The organism is Erythrobacter sp. S259 (assembly GCF_057364965.1).
In genome coordinates this window covers 2490662-2513671 of the sequence record NZ_CP200286.1, presented here as the reverse complement: position 1 = coordinate 2513671, position 23010 = coordinate 2490662, and the positions used below count along the sequence as shown (strand labels likewise).

The 23010-nt window shown below is 55.5% G+C and carries 22 protein-coding genes; 12 read left to right on the top strand and 10 right to left on the bottom strand.

Annotation, left to right across the window (positions count from 1 at the left end; translation table 11 throughout):
• Positions 1 to 16 precede the first annotated feature (16 nt).
• The 5 genes from AC0V60_RS11850 to AC0V60_RS11830 form a co-directional block, all read right to left on the bottom strand.
• Complete coding sequence (locus AC0V60_RS11850) at positions 17 to 736, bottom strand: hypothetical protein (protein WP_486178663.1); 720 nt, start codon at positions 734 to 736, stop codon at positions 17 to 19.
• Complete coding sequence (locus AC0V60_RS11845) at positions 733 to 1653, bottom strand: O-antigen ligase family protein (RefSeq protein WP_486178662.1); 921 nt, start codon at positions 1651 to 1653, stop codon at positions 733 to 735. The genes AC0V60_RS11850 and AC0V60_RS11845 overlap by 4 nt, the downstream gene beginning before the upstream one ends.
• Before the next feature lie 20 nt (positions 1654 to 1673).
• On the bottom strand, positions 1674 to 2123 hold the full coding sequence (locus tag AC0V60_RS11840) for a hypothetical protein (RefSeq protein WP_486178661.1): 450 nt from the start codon (positions 2121 to 2123) through the stop codon (positions 1674 to 1676).
• A gap of 209 nt (positions 2124 to 2332) precedes the next feature.
• Positions 2333 to 2641, bottom strand: coding sequence for a hypothetical protein (locus AC0V60_RS11835; RefSeq protein WP_486178660.1), 309 nt, complete (start codon positions 2639 to 2641; stop codon positions 2333 to 2335).
• 164 nt (positions 2642 to 2805) lie between these two features.
• A complete protein-coding gene (locus tag AC0V60_RS11830) occupies positions 2806 to 3387 on the bottom strand; it encodes a lasso peptide biosynthesis B2 protein (RefSeq protein ID WP_486178659.1) in 582 nt (193 codons plus the stop codon).
• On the opposite strand from AC0V60_RS11830, the gene AC0V60_RS11825 reads away from it, so the two are divergent.
• The 3 genes from AC0V60_RS11825 to AC0V60_RS11815 all read left to right on the top strand — a co-directional run bounded on the left by AC0V60_RS11825 (position 3368) and on the right by AC0V60_RS11815 (position 7085).
• Positions 3368 to 5296 carry an asparagine synthetase B family protein gene (locus AC0V60_RS11825; RefSeq protein ID WP_486178658.1) on the top strand — a complete coding sequence of 643 codons (1929 nt, stop codon included), beginning with the start codon at positions 3368 to 3370 and terminating at the stop codon, positions 5294 to 5296. The two genes, AC0V60_RS11830 and AC0V60_RS11825, sit on opposite strands and share 20 nt — an antisense overlap.
• A gap of 605 nt (positions 5297 to 5901) precedes the next feature.
• Positions 5902 to 6780 carry a hypothetical protein gene (locus AC0V60_RS11820; RefSeq protein WP_486178657.1) on the top strand — a complete coding sequence of 293 codons (879 nt, stop codon included), beginning with the start codon at positions 5902 to 5904 and terminating at the stop codon, positions 6778 to 6780.
• A 23-nt stretch (positions 6781 to 6803) separates the two neighbouring features.
• Positions 6804 to 7085 carry a PqqD family protein gene (locus AC0V60_RS11815; RefSeq protein WP_486178656.1) on the top strand — a complete coding sequence of 94 codons (282 nt, stop codon included), beginning with the start codon at positions 6804 to 6806 and terminating at the stop codon, positions 7083 to 7085.
• Here the strand turns inward: AC0V60_RS11815 and AC0V60_RS11810 are convergent.
• Genes AC0V60_RS11810 through AC0V60_RS11800 form a run of 3 tightly spaced genes read right to left on the bottom strand, consistent with a single transcriptional unit; the run spans position 7082 to position 9899 of the window.
• A complete protein-coding gene (locus AC0V60_RS11810; protein WP_486178655.1) occupies positions 7082 to 8737 on the bottom strand; it encodes an ABC transporter ATP-binding protein in 1656 nt (551 codons plus the stop codon). The two genes, AC0V60_RS11815 and AC0V60_RS11810, sit on opposite strands and share 4 nt — an antisense overlap.
• The gene (locus AC0V60_RS11805; RefSeq protein ID WP_486178654.1) at positions 8734 to 9243 is read right to left on the bottom strand and encodes a hypothetical protein; all 510 of its coding nucleotides are present in this window, start codon (positions 9241 to 9243) and stop codon (positions 8734 to 8736) included. The genes AC0V60_RS11810 and AC0V60_RS11805 overlap by 4 nt, the downstream gene beginning before the upstream one ends.
• The gene (locus AC0V60_RS11800) at positions 9240 to 9899 is read right to left on the bottom strand and encodes a nucleotidyltransferase family protein (protein WP_486178653.1); all 660 of its coding nucleotides are present in this window, start codon (positions 9897 to 9899) and stop codon (positions 9240 to 9242) included. Before AC0V60_RS11800 ends, AC0V60_RS11805 begins: the two co-directional genes overlap by 4 nt.
• Positions 9900 to 10147: 248 nt before the next feature.
• On the opposite strand from AC0V60_RS11800, the gene rfbA reads away from it, so the two are divergent.
• The 9 genes from rfbA to AC0V60_RS11755 all read left to right on the top strand — a co-directional run bounded on the left by rfbA (position 10148) and on the right by AC0V60_RS11755 (position 19740).
• Positions 10148 to 11062, top strand: coding sequence for a glucose-1-phosphate thymidylyltransferase RfbA (rfbA, locus tag AC0V60_RS11795; protein ID WP_486178652.1), 915 nt, complete (start codon positions 10148 to 10150; stop codon positions 11060 to 11062).
• Positions 11059 to 11601 carry a dTDP-4-dehydrorhamnose 3,5-epimerase gene (gene rfbC / locus AC0V60_RS11790; protein ID WP_486178651.1) on the top strand — a complete coding sequence of 181 codons (543 nt, stop codon included), beginning with the start codon at positions 11059 to 11061 and terminating at the stop codon, positions 11599 to 11601. The genes rfbA and rfbC overlap by 4 nt, the downstream gene beginning before the upstream one ends.
• Complete coding sequence (gene rfbD, locus AC0V60_RS11785) at positions 11601 to 12458, top strand: dTDP-4-dehydrorhamnose reductase (protein ID WP_486178650.1); 858 nt, start codon at positions 11601 to 11603, stop codon at positions 12456 to 12458. Before rfbC ends, rfbD begins: the two co-directional genes overlap by 1 nt.
• Positions 12451 to 13506 (top strand): dTDP-glucose 4,6-dehydratase, encoded by a 1056-nt coding sequence (gene rfbB, locus AC0V60_RS11780; RefSeq protein ID WP_486178649.1) that lies wholly within the window; start codon positions 12451 to 12453, stop codon positions 13504 to 13506. Before rfbD ends, rfbB begins: the two co-directional genes overlap by 8 nt.
• A 24-nt stretch (positions 13507 to 13530) precedes the next feature.
• Positions 13531 to 14334, top strand: a complete 804-nt coding sequence (locus AC0V60_RS11775; RefSeq protein WP_486178648.1) for a hypothetical protein — start codon at positions 13531 to 13533, stop codon at positions 14332 to 14334.
• A gap of 91 nt (positions 14335 to 14425) precedes the next feature.
• The gene (locus AC0V60_RS11770; RefSeq protein ID WP_486178647.1) at positions 14426 to 15406 is read left to right on the top strand and encodes a hypothetical protein; all 981 of its coding nucleotides are present in this window, start codon (positions 14426 to 14428) and stop codon (positions 15404 to 15406) included.
• Positions 15407 to 15459: 53 nt separating this feature from the next.
• Positions 15460 to 16788, top strand: coding sequence for a polysaccharide pyruvyl transferase family protein (locus tag AC0V60_RS11765; RefSeq protein ID WP_486178646.1), 1329 nt, complete (start codon positions 15460 to 15462; stop codon positions 16786 to 16788).
• Between the two features lie 155 nt (positions 16789 to 16943).
• On the top strand, positions 16944 to 18251 hold the full coding sequence (locus tag AC0V60_RS11760; RefSeq protein WP_486178645.1) for an O-antigen ligase family protein: 1308 nt from the start codon (positions 16944 to 16946) through the stop codon (positions 18249 to 18251).
• 22 nt (positions 18252 to 18273) lie between these two features.
• Positions 18274 to 19740, top strand: coding sequence for an oligosaccharide flippase family protein (locus tag AC0V60_RS11755; RefSeq protein WP_486178644.1), 1467 nt, complete (start codon positions 18274 to 18276; stop codon positions 19738 to 19740).
• A 28-nt stretch (positions 19741 to 19768) separates the two neighbouring features.
• Here the strand turns inward: AC0V60_RS11755 and AC0V60_RS11750 are convergent, their stop codons facing one another.
• Together AC0V60_RS11750 and AC0V60_RS11745 are read right to left on the bottom strand one after the other, a co-directional pair.
• Positions 19769 to 22723 (bottom strand): hypothetical protein, encoded by a 2955-nt coding sequence (locus tag AC0V60_RS11750; RefSeq protein WP_486178643.1) that lies wholly within the window; start codon positions 22721 to 22723, stop codon positions 19769 to 19771.
• The gene (locus AC0V60_RS11745; RefSeq protein ID WP_486178642.1) at positions 22723 to 22989 is read right to left on the bottom strand and encodes a spike base protein, RCAP_Rcc01079 family; all 267 of its coding nucleotides are present in this window, start codon (positions 22987 to 22989) and stop codon (positions 22723 to 22725) included. Before AC0V60_RS11745 ends, AC0V60_RS11750 begins: the two co-directional genes overlap by 1 nt.
• Between the last annotated feature and the right edge of the window lie 21 nt (positions 22990 to 23010).

Genomic DNA, 23010 nt, shown 5'->3' with positions numbered 1-23010 from the left:
TTTGCCAGCGGTGAGCTTAGCATTCTGCTCCGATCAAGCGGTCCAGCTTTGCGGAGGCGGCTTTATTGGTGCGGGCAATTATGGCCTGTGCCTGTTCAAGCGCGGGGCAAGGGAAGCTCGCATCCTCAGCGATGCTCAATTCAAGCACCTCGACAAACGCACCGGGCGGCATCACCCGCGCGCCTTTGGTCAGGAACCGGTTCTGCCACCTGTCTGCACCGCTCACGATCGCAGCAAACACTGCGCGTTCCTCGCCGCCGGCCTTTGGAAAGATCGCAGGGCCAACGTCTTGAAGAAGCGCGTCTTCAGTGCTCCGGATCAAGAAAAGCGCGGCATATCGGCGCGCGGCCTCGGAGCGATCTCCTGCGGCAATGGCGATTTGCATTACCGATTCTTGGGCGAGCCGGTCGCGCCATCCGCGCCGCGCCGCGTACTGGATGGCAAGACCGCTCGCATCGGTGTCTCCCGCTGCGAAATGTGCCTGCGCCAACAGACGCAAACTGCGCGCTGGCATCGGGCGGCGTCTCACCAATCTTTGCGCCTCTTCGATCCCAAGTTCAGCGCGGCCCCCATAAATGGCAAGCGCTGCCACTCTTGGCTGCGCTGCTGAACGAAAGACCTCAGGCACATGTGGTGCGATTTCGGGTGTCTTGCGAGCTTGCCGGTCGAATTGCACGCCTGTTGTCATAATCGCTGCGCCTAAGATCAGCGCGATCCAGAGTATCCGGCCAATCATTGCTCGCCAGCCCTTGCCGGTACGCCGAAGCGCGCAAGTATAACCAAAGCGAATGCAGCGAACGCCAACATGGTGTGATTACGCAGCGGATAATCTGTGACCGACTGCAAAGCGATTGCCAGCAAGGCAGCGCTGCCGCTCCATGCAATCCAGCGGTCCCGAGAACCGCGTGCACGCCAACTGAGCCAAGCAAGCACCATCAGCCAAGCGCCAACCAGCGCAATGCCCGGCAAGCCCGCCTCAATCACAACCTCGAGATAGTCATTGTGCGCGCGCCCAGCGCGCCGCTGTGTGATGTTCTCAAGCGATTCGTCAATCTGGAAGACGTCATCAAATGTGCCCGTTCCAGCGCCAACCGGCCAATAACGGTCGGCCGAATAGGCGCCATCTTCCCAAATGTATGTTCGTGCATCGGTTCGCTCGCTCTGAAAACGCTCGGCAAGGTCTCCTAAGCGCCCCGGCGCGGCAACCACAAGAGTTGCGAGCGTTACAACGCCGAGAATAATCGCGGCTGGCATAGCCCATTTTGTTGCCGGGCGTGCTGAAGGGATGTGCCCATGGCGCCTGGCGCGTCTACCGCCTTTCATTCGTACTGATGCGAATTTCACAGCAACCAATACGAGCGGCACTGCTGCGAGCACCAGCGCGGTGCGCGAACGGGTCAGGATAACCGCGAGGATGAGAAGGATGCAAAGAGAGATGCGAATAGGAAGCTGCGCGCGATCAAGCGGTCCTGGGACGGGGAGCAAAGCGGCGAAGCTGAGGCATCCCACCAGAAAAAGACCAGCCGAATTGCGATTTGCAAATGTGCCAAACAGCACGCCGGGCATCGGATTTTCCGGATAGAAGAGGCCCGTCTCCCCATTGGAAAGCACCTGCACTGCGCCGATCAAGAGGTTGGCAAAGCCCAAACCCACTATAACCCAACCGGCAGTGATCAGCTTCGCGCGGCCCGCTGCCCAACCGATAGCCAGGACTGCGAAAGGGGTAGTAAGGGCGCTGAGTGCGAGGCCTGTACGGACCGGGTCGACGCTTGCCGCCCTCCATGAAAGCCCCCGGCAAGCTCAAGCGAGCGGGCAACCAATTCGCGCCCGGGAAGTGCGGTCCAAATCTCTGGCGGAAGGGGAATGAGAAACACCGCAGGGATGAGCGCTGAGCCAAAAACAAGCGCGCTCAGATACCAAGGCGCATCTGCGCAGAACTTCAAAAAGCTGCGCCGATGAAAAGCGAGGCCCGCCAGCGCGGTGAGTTGGACGAGAAGATTGGCGAGGCCATAGCGCGAACCGCCGCCCCCGAAGGCGACTGCGACAAACAAAATTATGCACAAAGCGAGAAGATGACCTCTCGCACTCGGTTCAGAGTTTTCCATCGCGATTCGTGACATCATGATCCGTGACATTGTGTTTTAGGACTGCCTTCGTACGCCCTGCCTTCGTACTCCCTGCATTTGGTCCGCCTTGCGCTCGATCACATTCATTCAACAAGACAGGTAATCAGATCGAAGGAGCCGCCAAGTAAAGCCCTCAACGCAAAGAAAAAGCGCCCGGGAATCCCGCGCGCTTATTCTTTAAACTAAGCCGGCAGCCTTGAAGGCTATCAGGTGCCTGGAGACTGTGTGGTGTCAGCATCATCTACAACATCATCAGCATCGTCATTGTCTTCGCTGCCTGCGATGACGATAGCGCCGATAACAGCAGCAGCGGCGAAGAGGCCAACAATGATGTACGGTACGCCAACCACGCCTTCACCTTCAGCCGAACGGCCAAGGCCAGGCTGTGCGGCTGAGCTGCTGGTGTAAACCGGTGTCTGATCGCCAGCGCGAGTGTTCGCCTGCGCTGCAACCGGGACGAAAGCCAAGCTTGCTGCCGCAGCGGTCACAATAACCTTAGAAATTTTCTGAAACATCAATCCTGCCCTCTTGATGAATGATTTGACCTAGCTTGCTACTGCAGTGCAGCACGCTTGACAACCAGACCGCGAAAAAAGGCTAATAAATCGCTAACCGCGCCCTTATCGCACTTCTATCAGGCGGGTCACACAGGTGCGGTATGCTTTATCGACGTCTCGTCTCAGCATGATTCTTCCGAATCCTCCGATTCGCTGAGGATCAAGTGATATTGGCTGATATCGCCGCCTGTAACGACGCTCTTTTCATGGATCAGCCAAGCGTGTGCGCCGAACTTGCCGTCCTTTGGATTCTCTACCCCGATTTGTATCTCGGCGTAGACCTTGAAAGACATCAGCCAGTTCTGACCTGCTATTGCTTGGACCATGCAATCTGAACGCCAAGGCAGTCTGGCGGCAATGCGCGGGATGACATAAGCAATCCGCGCAAGGGTTGCCTCCGGCGCGCTACGGGCTGCAAGTGAAGCAGCTTTAGAGGCACGGTTGCGAGCGCGTATTTGCTTGGCTTCGAATTTCTGAAAAACAACTCTTGCGCGCACCAACTCTGCAAGGCCCCGCACTGCAAAAGGGATGAGCCACCCAGCGTCACTGACGATTGGACGCTTCCCTTGAGGCGGGACATGCCGAGATTGTGCCAATTTCATCATCTTTCCATTCCGCCGCTCCCATGCCACAGCGAACAGATCGCTGCCATCCATTTGCGTACCGAAATCCAAGGACACCGCTTTGTCTGTAATCTGTGCCATCTTTTCCCTCGACGGCGTTGGCAAGGATGATCTCGATTCCGCGTTAGGTTCTCTGAAGGCTTATCCGCATGATGACGCGGGAAGTTGGCGTTCGGGCAATTTCGCTCTGGCTGGCTGTATTGTGCACACCACCAGCGAATCGAAAGAACAAAGGCAACCCGTTGTGACCGATGACGGGCAGGTGGCCTGTGTGTTTGATGGATATCTAATCAATCACGAGGAAGTGGCCCGCGATATCGAGGCTGTTGGCGGGGTGCTGCGCAATCGATCCGATGCTCAGATTGCCTTGCGCGCCTACGAGCTTTGGGGCGAGGGTTGTGCAGAGCGCCTTGAAGGCGAATACGCTCTTATCATAGCCGATCAGCGCAAAGGGCGCTTGTTCGCGACCCGAGATCACATTGGCTTTGTTCCGCTCTATTTCATGCGCAAGGAACGCCGTGTCATCATCGCCTCGGATTTCCGCACTATCCTCGCGCTGAACCCCGAGGCGATGGAACCCAATGCACGTTACCTTGCGCAAACGCTGACCAATCGGTGGTATCTGCGCGAAGACACGCCCTGGAAACAGATCAACCGTCTGAAGCGGGCGCACTTCTTGATCTGCGATGGCGCCTCTTTTGCTGAAACAAGCTATTGGTCACCGCCGACGCAGGTAACAATCCGCTACGATAGCGATGAAGACTATGCTGAGCACTACCGCGAGGTTTTGTTTGATTGTGTTCGCCGCTCATCGCGTTCTCATCAATCCGTCGGTGTAGCAGTAAGCGGCGGCCTCGATTCGTCCGCCATCTTCTCGATTGCTGATGTTTTGGAGCGTGACGGGCTTTGGCAAGCGCCCGGTTTTCGCGGATACAGCCTTGCGGCCGCCGATGGCAGCAATGCGTTCGAGCTTCCCTACGCCAGGGCTGCGGCCGCTCATATCGGACGTGAAATAACCGAGACGCCGCTGTTCGATCCAGACATTGATTACTACACCAAGGACGCTGAGTGGCATTGCGATATGCCAATTCCGTCCAATGGCGCTATGATGCTGACAATTGACCAGCAAGTCATCGACGATGGATCGAGTGTAATCATCAACGGTGTTGGCGGCGATGAATGGCTTCAGGGACACACCCATAGCTTTCCCGAATATCTCGATGACAAAGACCCGGTTGGCTTCCTGCGCACTCTACGCCGGGAGATATCATTTCAAGGCGCTGGATCAGCGCTTAAACAGTGTCTTCGGCAAACCGTAGGATGGCTTGCTCCAGATGGGATACGAGACGGTATTCGGCGCAGTATGCGCGAAAAACGTCGGCGCAATGATGTTGCACTGACTTGGCTTGCCCCTGAGCTGCGGCAAGCGTTGAAAGAGGCCGAGGAGGAGTTCGAAGCATCTTTGCCAGCCGATCCGATCGCCTGGTCGAAGGTGAACCTTGCTACAACGCCGCGCGGCGATCTTTCCCACACGATGATGCGCCGTCAGCGCAACAGGATTGGTCTCGAATCGCGCCATCCGATGCTATACAAAGCGTTTATCGAGTTTTCGCTTGCGACACCTGTCCATATCAAACGCAGAGGCGCTTTGACCAAAGTGATCCACCGTAAAGCGGTCGCGCCATTTCTGAGCGATAAGGTGCTCAACCGGGTAACGAAGGCTAACTTCACTAACACCAAAATCGACCACCAATTCGCTGAGTATGCAAGGGAGCATGCCCCGCGAGTGCTGGGGGAGTTGTGCGATTTTCAAGGGCTTCCCCGGCTTCTCGGCGTGGATTTTGAGGGGCCGGATGGGGACTATTGGGCCTGGGAGATTTGGGGCCTTTACGCTTCGGCGGCATTTTTGTATCAGGCTAACGGTATACGCGTGAATAACCCTGCCACAGGGGTGCAGCTGGACAGGAAAAACAATGACAAAGACTTTTGAAAAAGCGGAATATGTAGCTCCGAAGCTCACCACTTTCGGTTCAGTTCGCAACCTCACCGGTGGTAGCCAAGCCCGCCTCCGTGATGGCTTGGCTGGTAATACACGCGTCTGATTTAAGTGTTAAGCGGGCCGATTAGACCCGCTAGGCGCTTTAGCAGATAAATAGGGCGCCTATTGTGGGTGCCCTTTTTCTTTTTCATAATAAGCATTTGTTTTAAAGCAGCCTCTTGGCGAAATTTCGTCAGGGTAGATCGCTGCTGATGTCACGACTGGGACATTGGATAGTGAGGCGGCAGCGCGTCCCGGGGTATTAACGCCAGCGCGCGCTGCTCTGCCGAATGATGCCGAGCATCTGGGTTCCAAATTCCCAGCCGCCAATTGCCCAGACGGGTCCTGGATAGCTGATCGTTTGATGGCACATTTGCCTCGCCGCGAGATCGCTGCGCGGTTTTGGGCCCCGCGCGTGCGCCATTGTTGAACCCATCCAATTGCGACTTTCCCGCGAGAAACCGGGCTAACCTGGCGATTGATTGGGCGCCAGATGTCACTGGCTTCGCATCAGCCCCCTTTGTCACTGCACAAAGTTAGGGTTAGAGCCCGCAGGCATGAATTGGACGCCCCAATCCCCACGCGAGCAAACCGCGTTCGCAAGCGAGCCTTACGACCGCTGGGTTTCGCCGCAAGGGTATTGCATGGCGGAGTTCCACAAGGACGGCTCAGACTTCTTGGTTCGTTTTCCGGGCCAAGCAGACTTTCACCTTGCCGCAGATGGCGATCATTTTCGTGTGACAGCGTGGCCCACGCCCGAATGCGATGCAGCGACCCTTACCAATCTGTATCACAATGCGATTGAGCCCATTCTTGGCAATCATCGCGGCGGTTTGTTTCTCCACGGAAGCGCGGTTGTCGTGCCTGGCGATAAGGTTTCTACCGCTGGCGAAGGTGTGATCGCATTTCTCGGTTTGTCGAGAGGCGGCAAGACCACCTTGGCTGGCTCGTTTGCAAGCGCTGGTTATCCTTTCCTCACAGAGGACGTGATTGATCTTAAGCTTGACGATAATGCGTATTGGCTCCAGCCCAAGCGGCCGAAACTGCGCCTCTTTGCCGATAGCGCTCGTTTCCTTCTCGGCGCCGAGACAAGCTTTACCGGCGATGACCTCAAACAAGACTTCGATGCTGGTAGCGCGCTGCCTTTTGGCAAAGATCCTGCACCCTTGAAACAGATTTTCTTGCTTGGCACCGATCACCACGCAACGCTCTCGATCCGGCCACTCTCTGCCCAGGAGGCGCTAACAGCGCTGTTGCCGCATGCCTTTATCCTCGATGTTGCGGACAAAACGAGGCTGCGAGACCATTTCGGCCGTATTGCTGACCTGTCTCAGGACATCCCTTGCTACGCCCTTGACTTTACCCGCGTGTATGAGGAGTTGCCCCGTGTGCGGGAGGCAGTTCTGACGCATTTTTCGAACCTGCCGAAAGAGTAATCTGATGTATTTGAGGATGGTCCATGCAACTCACTGATCGGTTTACAGTGTCCCAAGATGTTGTGACCCGCAAGGTGAGCGGAGAGCTTGTGCTGCTCGACCTAAACTCGGGCCAGTATTTTGGCCTCGATGCCGTGGGTGGACGCATCTGGGAGCTTTTGTCCGAGGCGCCGCACAATCTGGGTGAACTTTGCGACAGGATTGAGAAGGAGTTTGACGCACCGCGCGATCAAATTGAAGCCGACCTGCTGGCACTAGCAGCGCAGCTCCAAGATCAGGAATTGATCACCGCAAAACCGGCTTAGCGCACTTTCGTCACGCCGTCTGCTCCAAGCTTAATCACCCGGTCTGCAAGCGATAGGCTGGCGGGGCGGTGTGTGATCAATATAACGGTCCGATCCTCCAAGATACCTACGCAATCTTCGACAAATGCCGCCTCGCTTTCGAGGTCATACATGCTGGTCGCTTCATCGAGGATCATGATGGGCGGGTTTCGATAGAGCGCGCGCGCCAATGCGATACGCTGCCTTTGCCCGCCTGACAGTTTGATCCCGTGATCGCCGATCTGCGTATCGAGGCCCTCGGGTAGATCGCTTGCAAACCGGTCCACTTGCGCCAGCCGTGTTGCTTTTTTGATCCGATTATCCTGCCTATCAGCGCCCTGACCGAAGGCGATGTTGTCTGCGATGGACCCGTTGAAGAGCAATGCGCGCTGAGGTACGTATCCGAATTGACGCCGAAACTCGCGGATATGGAATTGGTCGATGGGGGTGCCGTCCAAGGAGATCGTGCCGGAATCGGGTTCATAAAAGCGCAGCAGCAATCGCACCAAAGTTGATTTGCCGACCCCATTTTCGCCAGTGATCGCGATGGTTTCACCGCGCGAAATGTCGAGATTCAATTCAGACAGAACCGGCGCTCTGGTGGGATATGCGAAGCTTACTGATTTAAAGACAATTGCCCCGGCGGCCCGCTCAATCGGGATGCCGCTGTCGTGGCCTGCTTCGGGTTCTTGGGCAAACACGGTTTCCAGCCGCTCTAGTGTCCCGCGCGCCATCTGATAGGAACTGTACATTGCGGCGAGCGCGCCTGCTGGCCGTGTCAGGAGCGCTGCATAGAGGAGGAATGCAAAAACATCGGAGGCAGACGAAGCCTCGCCGCTCAAATAGCCGCTTCCGATAATGAGCACGCCTATCGCAGCCATCGCCGCAATGAAGGCCATCACGGGGCCGATGATCGCTTGCAGCTGAGCTTGCTCAACCGCATGGCCCCGCGCGGTTTCAGCCGCTTTTGCAAATTCTGATTTGTGGTGTTCTTCGGTTGCAAAGGCCTTGATCGCGGGCAGGATTTCCAGATCGCGCTCTGCAATAGCCACCAATTCCACTTCGGCTGCACGCACTTTGCCCGAAAGGCCGCGCAATTGGCGATATGTCAGCCTGACCATGATCGCAAAAGCAGGCACCAGCAGCGGCACGATGAAAGCCATAACCGGGTCGATCCAATAGAGGATGACGATAGCGCCAATCGTGGTCAGCAGAATCGCGGGTGCATTGGCAAGGGTGCTGGCCAGAAATTCGCTCAGATTGCCAACCTCGTAGGATGTAAGGGCGAGCACATCGCCCGATCTCTGGTCGTCATGAAAGGCAAGCGGCATCACTTGCACATGCTCGTAAATGCGTTTGCGAAGATCGGTCAGGATGCGCGTCGATGCGCGTTCGGACTGAATGGCAGCGGCAATGTTAAGCGCCGTAAGCAGCGTCAGAACCGTGATTAGTGTTATCAGAGTTTGCCCCAAATCCGGGGCATTATTGCCCTGCGTGACGATCCCGCCCAAGGCCTCTGCGGCAAGCCAAGGAACCGCCAGTGCTGCAAGCGAGCTCAGCAAGGTCAGAACGCTGATAGTGATCAGTTGCCAGCGAAAGCGCCAAGCCCACTCGGTCCAGAATTTGACGCTCATCGGCGTGCAACCTTTCGCACCGCGCGGGCTGCGGTTTCGATCTGCATGCGCCCCTGCAAAAGGACAGTCGGCCATGCTTTCGAGGCAGGATATTTTGCCAAGAGATGCTGTCTAGGCGGAAAGGCACGGGTCATAAGCAGGCGGATTTTTATTCGCACAGAGCGCGCATTCTTAAGGTCGATCCAGAACTGGCTCAAACTGTCCGGATTGGCGAAGTACGAAGCAAGCGCATTGCCGAGCGGAAGTTCGGCAATCCTCTCAATCCTCTCAATTCTCTCTTCGGGTAAGTCACTGCAAAGATCGGTTTGCATGCCCCTCAATGCTTCAGCGATGAGCGGCCCGATGCCGTGGGTCTTGCAATGCAGTTCAAGCCGGTCCCACTCTTTTGGCTCCATGCTTTTGTAGAGCAAGTCGAGATCGACCGACCAAATCAGACGCCTCGGGCTCGAAAGCCTCCCGCTTTCCGAATGATAGCCATGCAAGGCATGCCATTTTTGGTTAATCATCGCATGCACGACCATGAGAGCAGGGTCCGGGCGGTAAGCAGAAGAATGCAGCCGGGGCATGGCGCGCCTGTGTTCAAAGAACTTTTCAATCGGCAAAACGCCTTGCAATACGGGGCGATCAGACGGTTGCCAGTGCAAGTCGATCGAGTGCACGAAGAAACCAGCAACTTCATGCAGCCAACCTTCCTGGTAGTAGAGGCCGTGCGGGTCTTCTTTTTGTACCATCCAAGGCTTTTCAAAACTTCGCGGCACGCCGCTAGATCCTTTGGTTGGACCAACAGATCAGTGTCGCCTCGGCGCCGTGTCGCAGGTTCATCATGAAGCGAATAGGCAAGAGCGGTCCCCTTCATCAGCACTGTTTCGGTCTGCACTTTCGAAAGGGCATCCAACACTTTGATAAGGGCATGATGATGGGTGGTCTCCCACAATGCAATCAGTCTTGCCTCTTCCGCGATACGGTTCTGCAACGCTTGTGGCCATGCCTCCAGCTGCTTAGCATGGGCGTTCATTAAATAGGCGATCCCGTGATATTCGATGCGGGCCCAGACCGCTTCCCATTCTGCGTCCTGCGCAAAGGCCCAGGCCGCATTCTGCTGCGCTCGAACCGCGCGCAAGGACCGGCTGAGAAAGTCATCTATGGATACAGTGTCGCTCATTCGCCCTGTTGCCCATTCGCCCTGTTACTCATTGCCCCTGTTGCTCATTGCTCTTGTTGCTCGCTGGCCTTGCTAAAGTGCGGCACTGCAGCTGTGCCCGCATTCGCGACCCATGCGGCAATTGATTCGTATTTACCAGCGATAGCGGTCTCACCGTCAGACAGGAGGACATTAAGTCTTGACCCTCAAAAGGCATGCTGCAAAGCACAAAGCCCGTTTCCGGGTCAGGGTCAGTCAGGGCAACCAACGTGATCAAACCGCGCACCGAAAAGCGCACCAGTAAGCGTAGGGGCATCATCCTCGCAGGCGGGTCCGGCACACGGCTTTATCCGCTCACCAAAGGCGTCTCTAAGCAATTGATGCCGATCTTCGATAAGCCGATGATCTATTATCCGCTGAGCACTTTGATGCTCGCCGGGATTCAGGATATCTTGATCATCACGACGCCTGAGGATGCAGCTCAATTCCAGCGTGTGCTCGGCGACGGATCGGATTTTGGGGTAAACCTTTCCTATGCTGAGCAACCCCAGCCAGAGGGACTTGCGCAAGCCTTTCGCATTGGTGCCGATTTTGTCGCGGGCGGTCCAAGCGCGCTCATTTTGGGCGACAATATTTTTTATGGGCACGGCCTGCCTGACATCCTTCGAAATGCGAATGCCCGTAGAGAAGGCGCGAGTGTTTTTGCCTACCGTGTGACCGATCCAGAAAGCTTTGGGGTAGTAGAGTTTGACCCATCGGGCAGGGCGATTTCGATCGAAGAAAAACCGGCAGAGCCCAAATCGAATTACGCGGTCACTGGCCTATATTTCTACGACGAAACGGTAGTAGACCGGGCGCGTGATTTGAAGCCATCACCGCGCGGCGAATTGGAGATAACGGACCTCAACCGGCTCTATCTCGGCGAGGGGTCGATGTCTGTTGAGATCATGGGACGCGGGTTTGCCTGGCTTGATACCGGCACCCACGCCTCGCTTTTGGATGCCGCGACGTATGTGCGCATTACTGAAGAGCGGCAGGGCCTTAAGATAGCCTGTCCTGAAGAAATCGCATGGCGTCAGGGTTTCATCAGCAATGCGCAGCTAGCGGATATCGCAGAGCCATTGCGTAAATCAGGATACGGCGAATATCTGCTCGCGCTTTTGGAAAACCAGGTTTTGCCGTGAACATTGTACAGACCGAAATTGAGGGCCTCCTGATTATTGAGCCGCGACTGTTCGGGGATGAGCGGGGGTTGTTCATGGAAACATGGAATGAGGCGGCGTTCGCAGAAGCGGGTCTGGACCTTGCATTTGTTCAAGACAATCACAGCCGCTCGCACAAAGGGGTGCTGCGGGGGCTGCATTTCCAAAATCCGGGCCCGCAAGGAAAGTTGGTGCGTGTGACGAATGGCGCGGTGTTCGATGTCGCGGTCGATCTTCGCAAAAATTCGCCAACCTTTGGCAAATGGGCAGGCGTTGAGCTTTCGGCTGAAAACAAGCGCATGTACTTTGTGCCCGAAGGTTTTGCGCACGGTTTCCTGACCCTCGCCGACGACACCGATTTTCTCTACAAATGCACCGCGCCATATGCCCCGGCGTCAGAGCACACGCTGGCATGGAATGACCCAACTGTCGGGATTGAATGGCCGGTGTCTGACCTTGATCCGATCATCTCCGTAAAAGACGCTAAGGGTCTGGTGCTTGCAGATGTGGCGGCGTTCTGATGCGAGTTCTCATCACAGGGGCTGGCGGGCAATTGGGCAGGGCGCTTCAGGCGGCCGCGCCAAACCACGCCGATATCACGGCCATTGATGTCGATGACGTGGACCTTGCCGACAGCGCTATGCTCACCGCGCGGATTGCAGTCGAAGGGCCAGAGGTGATCATCAACGCGGCCGCCTACACTGCGGTCGATAAGGCCGAGGAAGAAGAGGACATGGCCCTCGCGATCAATTCGGGCGCAGTGGCCGTCATGGTCAGCGCCTTGGAGCAAACGGGCGGCAAGCTCGTTCACGTCTCGACCGATTTTGTCTTCGATGGAACCTCTAAAGCCGGATACCAGCCGGACGATCCCCGCGCTCCGATCAGCGCGTATGGCCGGACCAAAGCGGCTGGTGAAGACCATTTGCGGGACAGCGATATTCTTGTGCGGACGTCCTGGGTGTATGCCGCAGGCGGCGCAAACTTTGTGCGCACGATAATCCGCCTCATGAACGAGCGTGATGAACTTAAGGTGGTTGCCGATCAGATAGGCGCGCCCACTTGGGCCACAGGCTTGGCTGAGACGATTTGGGGTTTGCTTGCAAAAGAGGCCTCTGGAACTTTCCACCACAGCGATGCAGGTGAGATCAGCTGGTATGATTTTGCGGTGGCTATCGCCGAAGAAGCGCACGAGCTGGGCCTGATCGGCCGCATCCCTACGATCAAGCCTATCACTACGTCTGACTATCCCACGCCTGCCGCGCGGCCCGCGCACGCACTTCTCGACAGCAGCGCCACGCGCGCGCTTTTGGGCGATGCGCACACACCATGGCGCGAGAATTTGCGGACCATGCTGAGAGAGGAAAGGGCTCTTGGCTAATCTGCTGGTCACTGGCGGCGCCGGATTTATCGGCGGCAATTTTGTGCATTATTGGAATGCGCATCACCCGGACGATCATATCACTGTGCTCGATGCGCTCACCTATGCTGGCAATGCCTCGACTATTGCGGACGCGCCGTCATCGGAGCTGATCGAAGGCGATATTCGCGACCAGAAATTGGCCGAAAATCTCCTACGAGAGCGAGATATCAGCACCATTGTGCACTTTGCGGCGGAAAGCCATGTGGACCGCTCTATCACAGGGCCCGATGCGTTCATCGACACCAATATCCTTGGCACCAATTCGCTTTTGAAAGCGGCGCAGGCGGTTTGGCTTAATGGTGGCGGTAAAGACCACCGCTTTCACCATATCTCGACCGATGAGGTTTATGGGTCACTTGGGCCAGAGGACCCGGCGTTCAGCGAAACGGCAGCCTATGCGCCAAATTCGCCTTATTCGGCTTCTAAAGCGGCATCGGATCATCTGGTGCGCGCCTACCACCGCACTTACGGCTTGAATGTGACGACCAGCAATTGCTCGAACAATTATGGGCCTTATCAATATCCCGAAAAGCTGATCCCGCTATTTTTCCTCAATGCGCTGTCGGGCAAAAGCCTTCCGATCTATGGAGATGGAATGAATGTGCGCGATTGGCTGCATGTCGAGGACCATTGCCGCGGGATTGAAGCATGCCTTGAAAAAGGCATACCCGGTGAGACTTACAATATCGGCGGCGGGGCAGAGCTGCCCAACCTTGAAGTGATTGCCGCAATCTGCCGCGAAGTTGATCTGGCGTTTGAGGAAGTGGAGGGCCTTGCCGAGCGCTATCCGGGTGCGCCAGCCGCCAAAGGTCAAAAAAGCGAAACGCTAAAGAGCTTTGTGACCGACCGCGCTGGCCATGATCGCCGCTATGCTATTGATGAGACCAAAGCGCGAGGGGAGTTGGATTACACCGCGGCGCGCGGTTTTGATGAGGGCCTTCGCCAGACTTTGCGCTGGTATCTCGATCATGAAGAGTGGTGGAGGCCGCTCGTCCAAACACACTGAATTTCGCTTAACAGGGAGCTAGCCATGTTGAAATCGGCAGTCCGCGCGCTTCGCAATGCATTCAACGCTGCAAGGGCAGGCAATGACTATCCAAAGCTCATCAAATATCGCGCGGTTGAGCGGCCTCATTATGGTTATATCGTCTATTGGGCCGCGGACCTAGCAAGGCGGCTCAATATCGACCGTATTAGCCTGATTGAATTCGGTGTTGCGGGAGGTAACGGCCTTTTGAGCCTTGAGGATCACGCCAAGCGCGTGAGCAAAATTACAGGCGTTTCTTTCGAAATCTACGGTTTTGACACAGGCGGCGGCCTGCCGGCACCACGCGATTACCGCGATGTGCCATTCTTCTGGCAAAGCGCTCACTATAAAATGGACCGGGCAGCCCTCGATGCGCGTTTGACGAGCGCCAAGCTGGTCATCGGCGATGTAGCGGAAACGACCACTGATTTTGTCCAGAATTTCAACCCCGCGCCGATTGGTGCGGCGGCTTTCGACGTTGATTACTATTCATCGACGATGGACGCGCTGAAAATCTTTGATGTGCCGTACGAATATCGCTTGCCCCGCATTCAATGCTACTTCGATGACATAACCGGTCACGACCTGGCGCCAATTGGTATAGGCATGGGCATGCCGCTTGCGATTGATAACTTCAACGCTGCCAACAAAGGCTCGCGCGCACTCTCACCTTTGCGCCATATGGAATACCATTACGCGCCCAAGCAGCCGTGGCACCATCGTCTTTATAATTTTGCCGATTTCAACCATCCGCGCTTTAGCGACTACATCCTGGAAACAGACAACCAGCTCCCCTTGGACACCTAAACAGGAACCCGCCACCTGACCCGGATTACCCATGGTCAGCGAGGAGATGCGGGGGTATATGTGTCCGGGATTTTGAAGGCCATGTAGTACCATGTCACGTTTTGATTATTTGCTGGACCGAATTGCAAACGCACCTTTTTCCGGCGATCCTTTTCGTCATGTCTACATCGCGGAATTTCTAAAGCCGGAAGATTTCGCAGCCATCGTATGCTCGCCTGAAATCAACCTGCCAGCCGTCAATAGCGACGAAGAGCTGTTCGAAACGCTTGAGGGTGCGGGCTATAAGATCATCGAATTTCCGGGCTGCATCACCGAAAAGCAGGACTACATTGATTGGCACAAAACCGGCAGGACCAATCGCTACCACAGCTCAGCGTGCGAAGGGTTTGGTATTACGTTGAGGCTCTATGGTCCCGAGACGCCAATCCTCAACGATCTCATCGAATTTCTCTCAAGCGATGCCTTTAACAAGGCACTTGCTGACAAGTTCGATCTCGATTTTGATCGCTGCAAGACCGACAACGGCATTCAAAAGTACCTTGATGGATATGAGATCAGCCCGCACCCCGATATCCGGCGCAAGGCGGCAACCTTCATGGTCAACATCAACCCGCATGATGGTTCCGAAGCGCTTGACCATCATACCCATTATCTAAAGCTAAAAGATGATCACGCCTGCGTGCGCTATTTTTGGGACGCGAACGCTGAGATAGAGCGCTGCTGGGTCCCTTGGGATTGGTGCGATGACGTGAAAACTCAGCCTGCGAACAACTCCATTGTTCTGTTCGCACCCGGCAATGACACCATGCATGCCGTGCGCGCTCACTATGACCATTTGGGCGGGCAGCGCACGCAGCTTTACGGTAATCTTTGGTACAAGGATGTGGGTGATTTGCCCCCGCATGATTGGGAACTGTTCGATCTTGAACGCGGCAACCTAACGTGGGGCGGGATCAAGCAAAAGCTGCGTAGTAAACTGCCCGAACCGATGCTCTCGCTTGTCCAAAAGGCGAGGGGGCGCGGTGTGAAGACCAATGAAACCGCAGATGTCGGGACGCGCAATTACCAATAAGTGGGTGAGCCGCGCTCTCGATTTTGAGAAGTTCGGTTTCAGGGGTAAACACATTGACGACGGAAATTCCTGCCAAATCGCCAGTGCCCAAAATTGGTTTTGTGGGAACTTTTGATGTCGCCAATTATGGCGATTGCCTGTTCCCAGAGGTCTATATGCACCTCCTGCGCGAGCGCTTTGCGGACCTTGCATTCACATTCTATTCGCCGCTCGCTCGGTCGGCTGAGATCATGGAATATGGGCCGATCAAGCCCTTGCCTGACAGACTTTCGAACGTTTCCTTTGAAGAGGATGCGCTCATCTTATGCGGAGGCGAAACGCTTTGGCTTGGCCATAGTGCTGGCACGTTTAATTTCCCCGCTACCACTTTGAGCGCCTTTGCGCGGCTCTGGCTTGGACCGGTTGTAGCGGCATCGAGAGGGGTGACCGAATTTTACGTCCACTGTGCCGGTATGCCCCATGCGCATCTTGAGGCACCACCGGAGATCGCAGAGGCGCTTCAATCCGCTACGAAAGTAACCGTGCGCGACGCTGTTACCGCTCAGCGTCTTGGAGGGCATTTTCCAGTCGTGGCGGACCCCGTGTTTGCGCTCTCGACCCTTAAATCGCAGGATGAATGGGTAGCTGAAGCCAGGCGCTGGCTTCCGGAGGCCTATGAATTGAAGGCCTATATCGCTGCGCACATCTCTTCGCCGTATCTGGACAATGACCTGCGTGCATGGTGCGACCAAGTTGCGGCGGTAGCAAGAAATGCGGACCTACCAATTTTGCTCGTACCGGTGTGCCATTTCATGGATGATCGCCATACCCTTGGAACGGCACGCGAGATGCTGATCGGGCTTGGCGTTGATGCATACCGTGTTCAGTTGCCGCCGATGGAAAGCAAGGATGTGGTCGCAACGGCTGCATTGCTTGGAATGAGCGGAGGCGTAATCACCAGCTCTCTTCACGCCCTTGTCACCGCGACTTCTTTTGGCGTGCCGTTCGCTGGCTATATTGGCGAAGGCAAGGGTAACGGCAAGCACCGTCAAACTCTGCTCGCGGCAGGTGTTGATTATGGCATGTCGGTAGACATTACTGATATATCGAAAACATTCGCTAATGCGCTTGATCAGGACCGTGCCGCCAGCCGCTCCGAGGCGATTTCTCGCGCTCTACGCGGATTTGATGATTTGGCATCGTCCTTTCAAAAGGATCAAGGATCAGGCCACCCACTTTCTCAATCGACTATCGAGGCCGTGCTTCTTCGTGATACAGCCCCTACCGGAGACTTGCGTTTCGAGATGAAACGCACGATCCTGCGGTGGGCGAAGAAATCCACTTTTTTGGAGGCGGTTCTTGTCGCTAGACGAAGGGCCCGCGTAAAGCGCGGCACTGTTTGACCAATTGGTGCTAAGGGACGGCGCATGACAACACCGGGCGATCTTCGGCGCATCCCACCCCCGCGGCCCATTCGGCCGATTCAGCCTATGCCGCACATGTGTCAGCCCCCCGGCGAGAAACGAGCCCGACACTGCAGGTTTTACCGCTGGTCTTTGTGATCTATTCGTTTCTCTTGCTGCCAATTGAGGTGAAGGTCGTTGTATCTGGCCTCAATTTGTATGCATATCGGATTGCCATCATTGCCGCAGTTCCGCTGCTCATCTATTTGGCTCCGCGCAGGAGCGGGTCGTTTAATCTTGTCGATCTGCTCGTGGCGCTAGGCTGCATCTGGATAATGATTGCCTTTGTGCAGATCTACGGGCCGAATGAAGGCTTGATCAGGTCGCTCGCAATCGTGCTCGATACGTTCGGCGGGTACTTGATTGCGCGCGGATCTGTCTCCAGCCTCAATGACCTTCGCCGCGTTCTTATTCTTATCATACCTGGCCTTTGTTTTGCCTCGCTCTTCTTTGCGATTGAGAGTTTGTCTGGCCAACTTCTTATCCGGCCCTTTTTCAGCTCAATTTTTGGTAGCGCCATCAGCTACGAAGGCGGCGTAGCACAGGGAAATCTCAATCTCCTGTATGACACCAGACTTGGTTTTTTGCGGGCATATAGCGTGTTTTCCTACCCCATTTTGGGAGGTGCTATCCTGACGAGCCTATTGCCCCTCTACCTGATGAGCGGCCTTCGATCGCGCGCACTTTATATAGGGGTAGCTGCATCGGCTGCAGGGTTCTTTTCGCTGTCTTCTGCCGCCCTGATTGGTTTGGCGTTGGCCATTGGGTTGGTCGTTGCAGATCGATTTATGCCTTATCTGCGCCCACTGCGTTGGCCATTTATCGTAGCTGGCATTGCCTTCTATGGAGTTCTGGCTGAGATTGCATTGCAAGGAGGCATTGTCAGTGTTGTCGGTCGTTTCACGCTGAACCCTGCGACCGCTTACATCAGGCGCATGCAATGGAAGTATGGCGGCGAAACGGTTATGGACAATCCTTTATTTGGGATTGGATTTGCGGTTTATGATAAGCCATCCTGGCTAACCGATGCGATTGATGCACATTTTTTGGCATTGGCTCTGCGTCACGGTCTTGTCACACCGGTCCTGTTCGCAACCGGGCTGCTCATCGTGATGGTTTCTCTCGGTCGCAGCGCCCCTTTGCTGCATCGAGCAGACCGGAACTTTGTTGTTGGATTGAACATCATGCTGGCGGTACTGATCTTAATTTCGATGACCGTGACGTTCTTTTCGGAAGCCAACGTCTTTTTCATGATTGCGATGGGTGTTACAACAAGCTGCATGATTGCTGTGGCCCAGCCTGGCTCTATGCGGATGCGCGGACGCCCGCAGATGCGGCCGGGCACCATGACACATCCTGAAGCTGCCCCGCGAGCGGTACAGCGCATGCCGGATAGCCGTTAGGGCTGCGCCATAGCTGCTTGTCATGTTAGCCAGAAATAGCCTCTTCTCAATCTCGGCAAGCATCGTCCCTGTGCTGGTGACGGTTGCGACCTTGCCATTCTTGCTGGGCCTAATCGGTGCAGAAAGATATGGAGCCCTCGCCTTGTGCTGGCTTATCCTGATCTATTCAGCGCATATTCTTGACGGCGTTGGAACTGCTATCACTCACGCAGTCGCGCGCTTGACCTCCGATCAGCAAGCAGCCCGTGATACAATGATCTCTGGCCTTGCCACGGCAATGGTGGTCAGCCCTGCGACAGCAATCTTGGCAGGCGCAATTGCCTTTGTGTTTTTTGGGCAGTTCTTCGACGTAAGCGAGACTGTTCGCGAGGAACTTCTCGCATCGCTATGGCTTATCGGTGCGTGCAGTTTTGTGAGCGGCCTATCGCGCGCGGTTTATGGCGCATTAATCGGGAAAGAGCGCTTTCCGAGCGCTTCGGTTGCGATGATGGTAAGCAATGGGGGACTGCCACTCCTATCGCTGATTTTCGCATGCCAATTTGGCGTGAGTATGACGGTCCTCATGTGGGCAAGCTTAATTTCCTATTGTCTGGGTTTCTCGCTGCTTTTGCTCGACCTTTGGCGCTCACAATTTCGCGGTAAAGGCGCTAGCGTGAGCTGGGATCGCTCCAGAATGCTTTTGCAGTTCGGCTTTTGGATTATTGCCGCAGCAGTCATTGCTCCCCTTCTTCTTACCATGGACCGCATGGTCATTGGTGCACAATTGGGCGCGATTGCGGTTGCCGCCTATACCATCCCATTCCAGATCATCAGCCGCCTTCAGCTCATTCCCCAATCGCTGGTAAAGGTGTTCTTCCCGCGTTTCTCGATTTCCGAAGGAGCAGAGGCGCGGCGTATGGCCCTTTTCTATGCGATTGTGATGTCTGCTTGTTCTGCACCGATGATCGTAGGCTTTATCTTTTTGATGGAGCCTCTCTTGCAGGCTTGGTTGGGTGAAAATCTCGACCCCCGTTCGGTCGCGATTGGGACTTGGTTGCTGTGTGCATTTTATGTCACGGCAATCGGGCAAACAGTGGCGGTCTTCCTGCAATCACAATCGCGCGGAGACCTCGTTGCAAAGTTCCAGATTGCGTTGATTTTGCCCTATTTGGCGCTGCTGCTTTTTAGCGCGCAACATTATGGTTTGATGGGGGTCGTTGCGGCCTTTCTGACAAGGCGGACAGTCGAGGCGCTGTTCCTTGTGGCCAAGTCCGAATTTGGCAATCGAAACTTCTGGATCACACAGCTGCCCGCCGTGGCAGGATTGCTGGTGGCAATAATGGCCGCCAGCCTATTGCAAGACCCGATCGCCTTGCTGATCGCTGGTTGTTTTGTCGCGGGTTTAGTGCTTCTGGGTGCCACTATTGTTGCGCCGCGCGAGCTGAGAACCATGATCCTTGAGCAAGTGCGCAGACGCTCACCGCCCAAGAACCATGGTTCTATTGACTGAAACTCAGCCTGAGTCAGTTGCCGCTGGATTACGCGGGTGCAAAGACAAACATCGCGCTCACCGGTCTGCCAATCGCATTGCTCGTGACCGAAATCGGCCCGGTGTCCGCAATCGTCTGGCCAAGCTGTATACCATCCCCATATGAGAAGAGGTTCTCGGCCTGCGTGGCTCCAGTCATAGACGCGTTACTGGATGCTGTGCTGTTGCCAAGTGTCACGAGGGCTAAGCTTCCATCGGAGAGCGCCGTCCCGGATACCGTGAGGCCGCGCTCGAATGTCACTACAGCCGAGTTCGGAGCATTTGCGACGGAGCCCGCGACAATTCCGATCTTGGTCGGAGCGTTTGAGCCTGATGCCGCCGCGGTCAGCTCATAAGGTCCATCACCTGGCAGTTCATCTTCTTCGATAAGGAATGCAGCAAAGGCTTCGAGCGAGTTGGCCGGATCTTCGGCCTGTGTGCCTGAAAACACGACCCGCGCCATAGACACGGTGCCGTCAGTACCTGTGACCGAGCAGCTGATGTCATCCACCGACACGCTCGTGCCTGCACCCACCATTGCGATGATTTGGCGGTTGCTGCCGGTTGCAATCAGAGCGCTAGCGCTGACAGTATCACCGCTGTTGCCAGCTTGGATGCTGTCGATGAGAGAAGGCAACAGGCTCGGAGAAGGCCCCGCAGCGATAGGACCAACCGATGGACTATCGGCCAAGTTTACACCGCCAGGACCAGTTGCTTCGACCTCATAGGCGACAAGTGCGCCTTCATCATCGCCGACCAAAGTGTAAGAATTGTCGAATGTCCCGGGAATCGCCAAGCCATCACGCAGCCACACTCGATCGTTGACGGCACCGTTTTCGACAACGCCATCATCGCCCAGCAGGGTTTGGCCAACTTCGGGTGTGCCTGTGATTGATGGTGCGACGCTCCAGCTTGGCGAAGGATCGCCAGAATCCGGCGATGCAAAGGCCGATATCGCGCCCTTACTTGCGATTTCGGGAAATTCCTCCGCAAGCAAATCATGTGCAATTGAAGGCGCAGCTCCCTTGTTGAGCAGCGCACCTGTGGGTGTGAAATCACCATTGGGAGCGTCAAGAAACAGTGCCGAACTGTCGCCTCCGCTAGACGTCCCCTCCAATCCAGCGGGCAATCCGACGTCTTGAATGACGTGGTTATCTTTGACTGTAAGTGTAGCTGGGATCGGATCGCCGTTTCTCACAGTCATCCGCTGCACGACATTGTTTGCAATCAACGAATAGGCATCGCCGCCTTGGCCATCGGTAGGGATCAAGGTTCGCTGCGTCGCCATTGTGTTGTGAGCAAACACGCCGTGACTGATCATACCTCCCAAATCAGATTGGAGGCCCTCATCAGCCGTGCCCAGATTGTTGTAAAGAGCATTGCCGATGACCATGCTATCAAGCACACCAGGGCGATTTTGAATAAAGATATTCTGTGCATCAATTTGCCAGAGGCGATTAAACGCGAAGACTATGTTTTCCCGAAAGTCGGGCAAAATTGGCAGCTGATAAATATCCGAGTGGATATCAAAGTGGGTTGGCAACGTGGTTGGAACCGCAATGTCTTCGGCTGGTCCGCCGGTCGCGGTGTCTGGAGAAGAAAGCGCTAATCCTGAGCGGGTGTCATCGATGACTTGCGCTGACCAATCAGCCTGCGAATTCACCCAATCAGCAGCGCTGGCGACACGGTAATTCGTGTCATCAATAAAGCCCTGCTGGCTGCCATCAAATGCAAAGCTGGCCACATCACTGCCATCCACGCGAAGCACGAGACTGCGGGGCGAATTGCGGATCGAAACTGTGGGAATGCCTGACCCGGAATACGCAAGGCTTAAGGCATCAACATTATTGTAATAGGATGCACTCGAGTGATCTTGCACTTCATTGGCAACAAAACACACCGTATCCTGCGCCAAATCAGCCCAAGTCGAGCTTGTTCTGCAACCACGGACGAGCGACGCTTTATCAAAGACGTCGTTCACATTGCTGACGTTGCAATCTGTGAACCAACCGCCAAATCGGAACAGTCCGGGGATGATGTTGCGGGGAACTTTTCGCCATAAGTCCTCTCGCCCACGGCTTTGTGCCAGATTGATGCCATCAAGCCAGTGTTCGCCGCCTTCCAGTTCGGTATAGAATTCCAATGTTTCGACAAAGTCGATGGTGATCTCAGAGCCCTTAAAGTGCAGGCTGTCCATGCCCGGACGCATGCGCGTGAAGTCGCCCTCTATCGCCGGAGGAACTTGGAGGAAGGTGACGGGCTCCGACGCCTCAATACGGCACCATCCAGCAGGTGAATGGCGAGGGGCATTGCCAAGTTCGTAGTCGCCCGCCTCGAGCACACGAATGCGCGGATGCTGGGCGTCTTGCAATCGAAGATAGGTGAATGCCGCTTCCATTGTGAGGAAGTTAGCACCGCCGCTTGCAGCTACCGAGACGTCATGATCAAAATCATTCGGCGCCATGATAAAGCTGAACGGGCCGGAGATGCGCGGTTGCATTGACGCATCGTTTGGGACCGCTTCCACATAGACGTCGGCGATCCCGTCTTTGGCGGAAGGGCGGCTCAGGGTCACCCACCATCCAAGCACTTGATAGCTTGTTCCGTCTGGTCGCTCGAAAGTCCTGAACGTGGGCTCATCGACTTTGACGAAATTGCCCTCACAGTGAAAGTTCACATGCGAGAGGCCGAGGTTTGTAAGCAGCGAACCGCTATCATTGGCCGCAGCAAATGCGCCGATTGTGCTGGCAATTCGTACCGTTTGATTGGGCGGGGTGAGCAGCCGGCAAACAGGTTTTGCGGTTGTGCGGACTGGGTCCTCTGGCACATTTGCAAATCCGCTTGAAGGTGTGCCATCCCAGCTGCTTGATGGCTTTAGGCTATGATTGTTCGGCTGGCCCGGCCCAAACTGGGCAAAGCGCGAGAATTCATTGCCAAAGCCAGTTCCGAAACCGAACCCAACCATTAGACCAGCCCCACCAAATCCGCTGCAGTGGTCCCTGTTTCCAGAACGGAAGCGGGCCGAATATCAAGCACGGCACCGCTCGGGACATTGCGGAAAACGATTTGGGTGTTGGTGCGCGCGCTCGAGACGACAAGATCGCCGCCGGTGCCAACATAGATCGCTTTCGGGATGAAGCTGAGGTCGGTATTGTCGCTTGGAACAATGTCAAACCAATCACGCGACGGCGAAGTTACACTGTCTGAGCTTGAAAAGGGGTCTTCAGGCATTCGTTTTCTCCTTAGATTCGA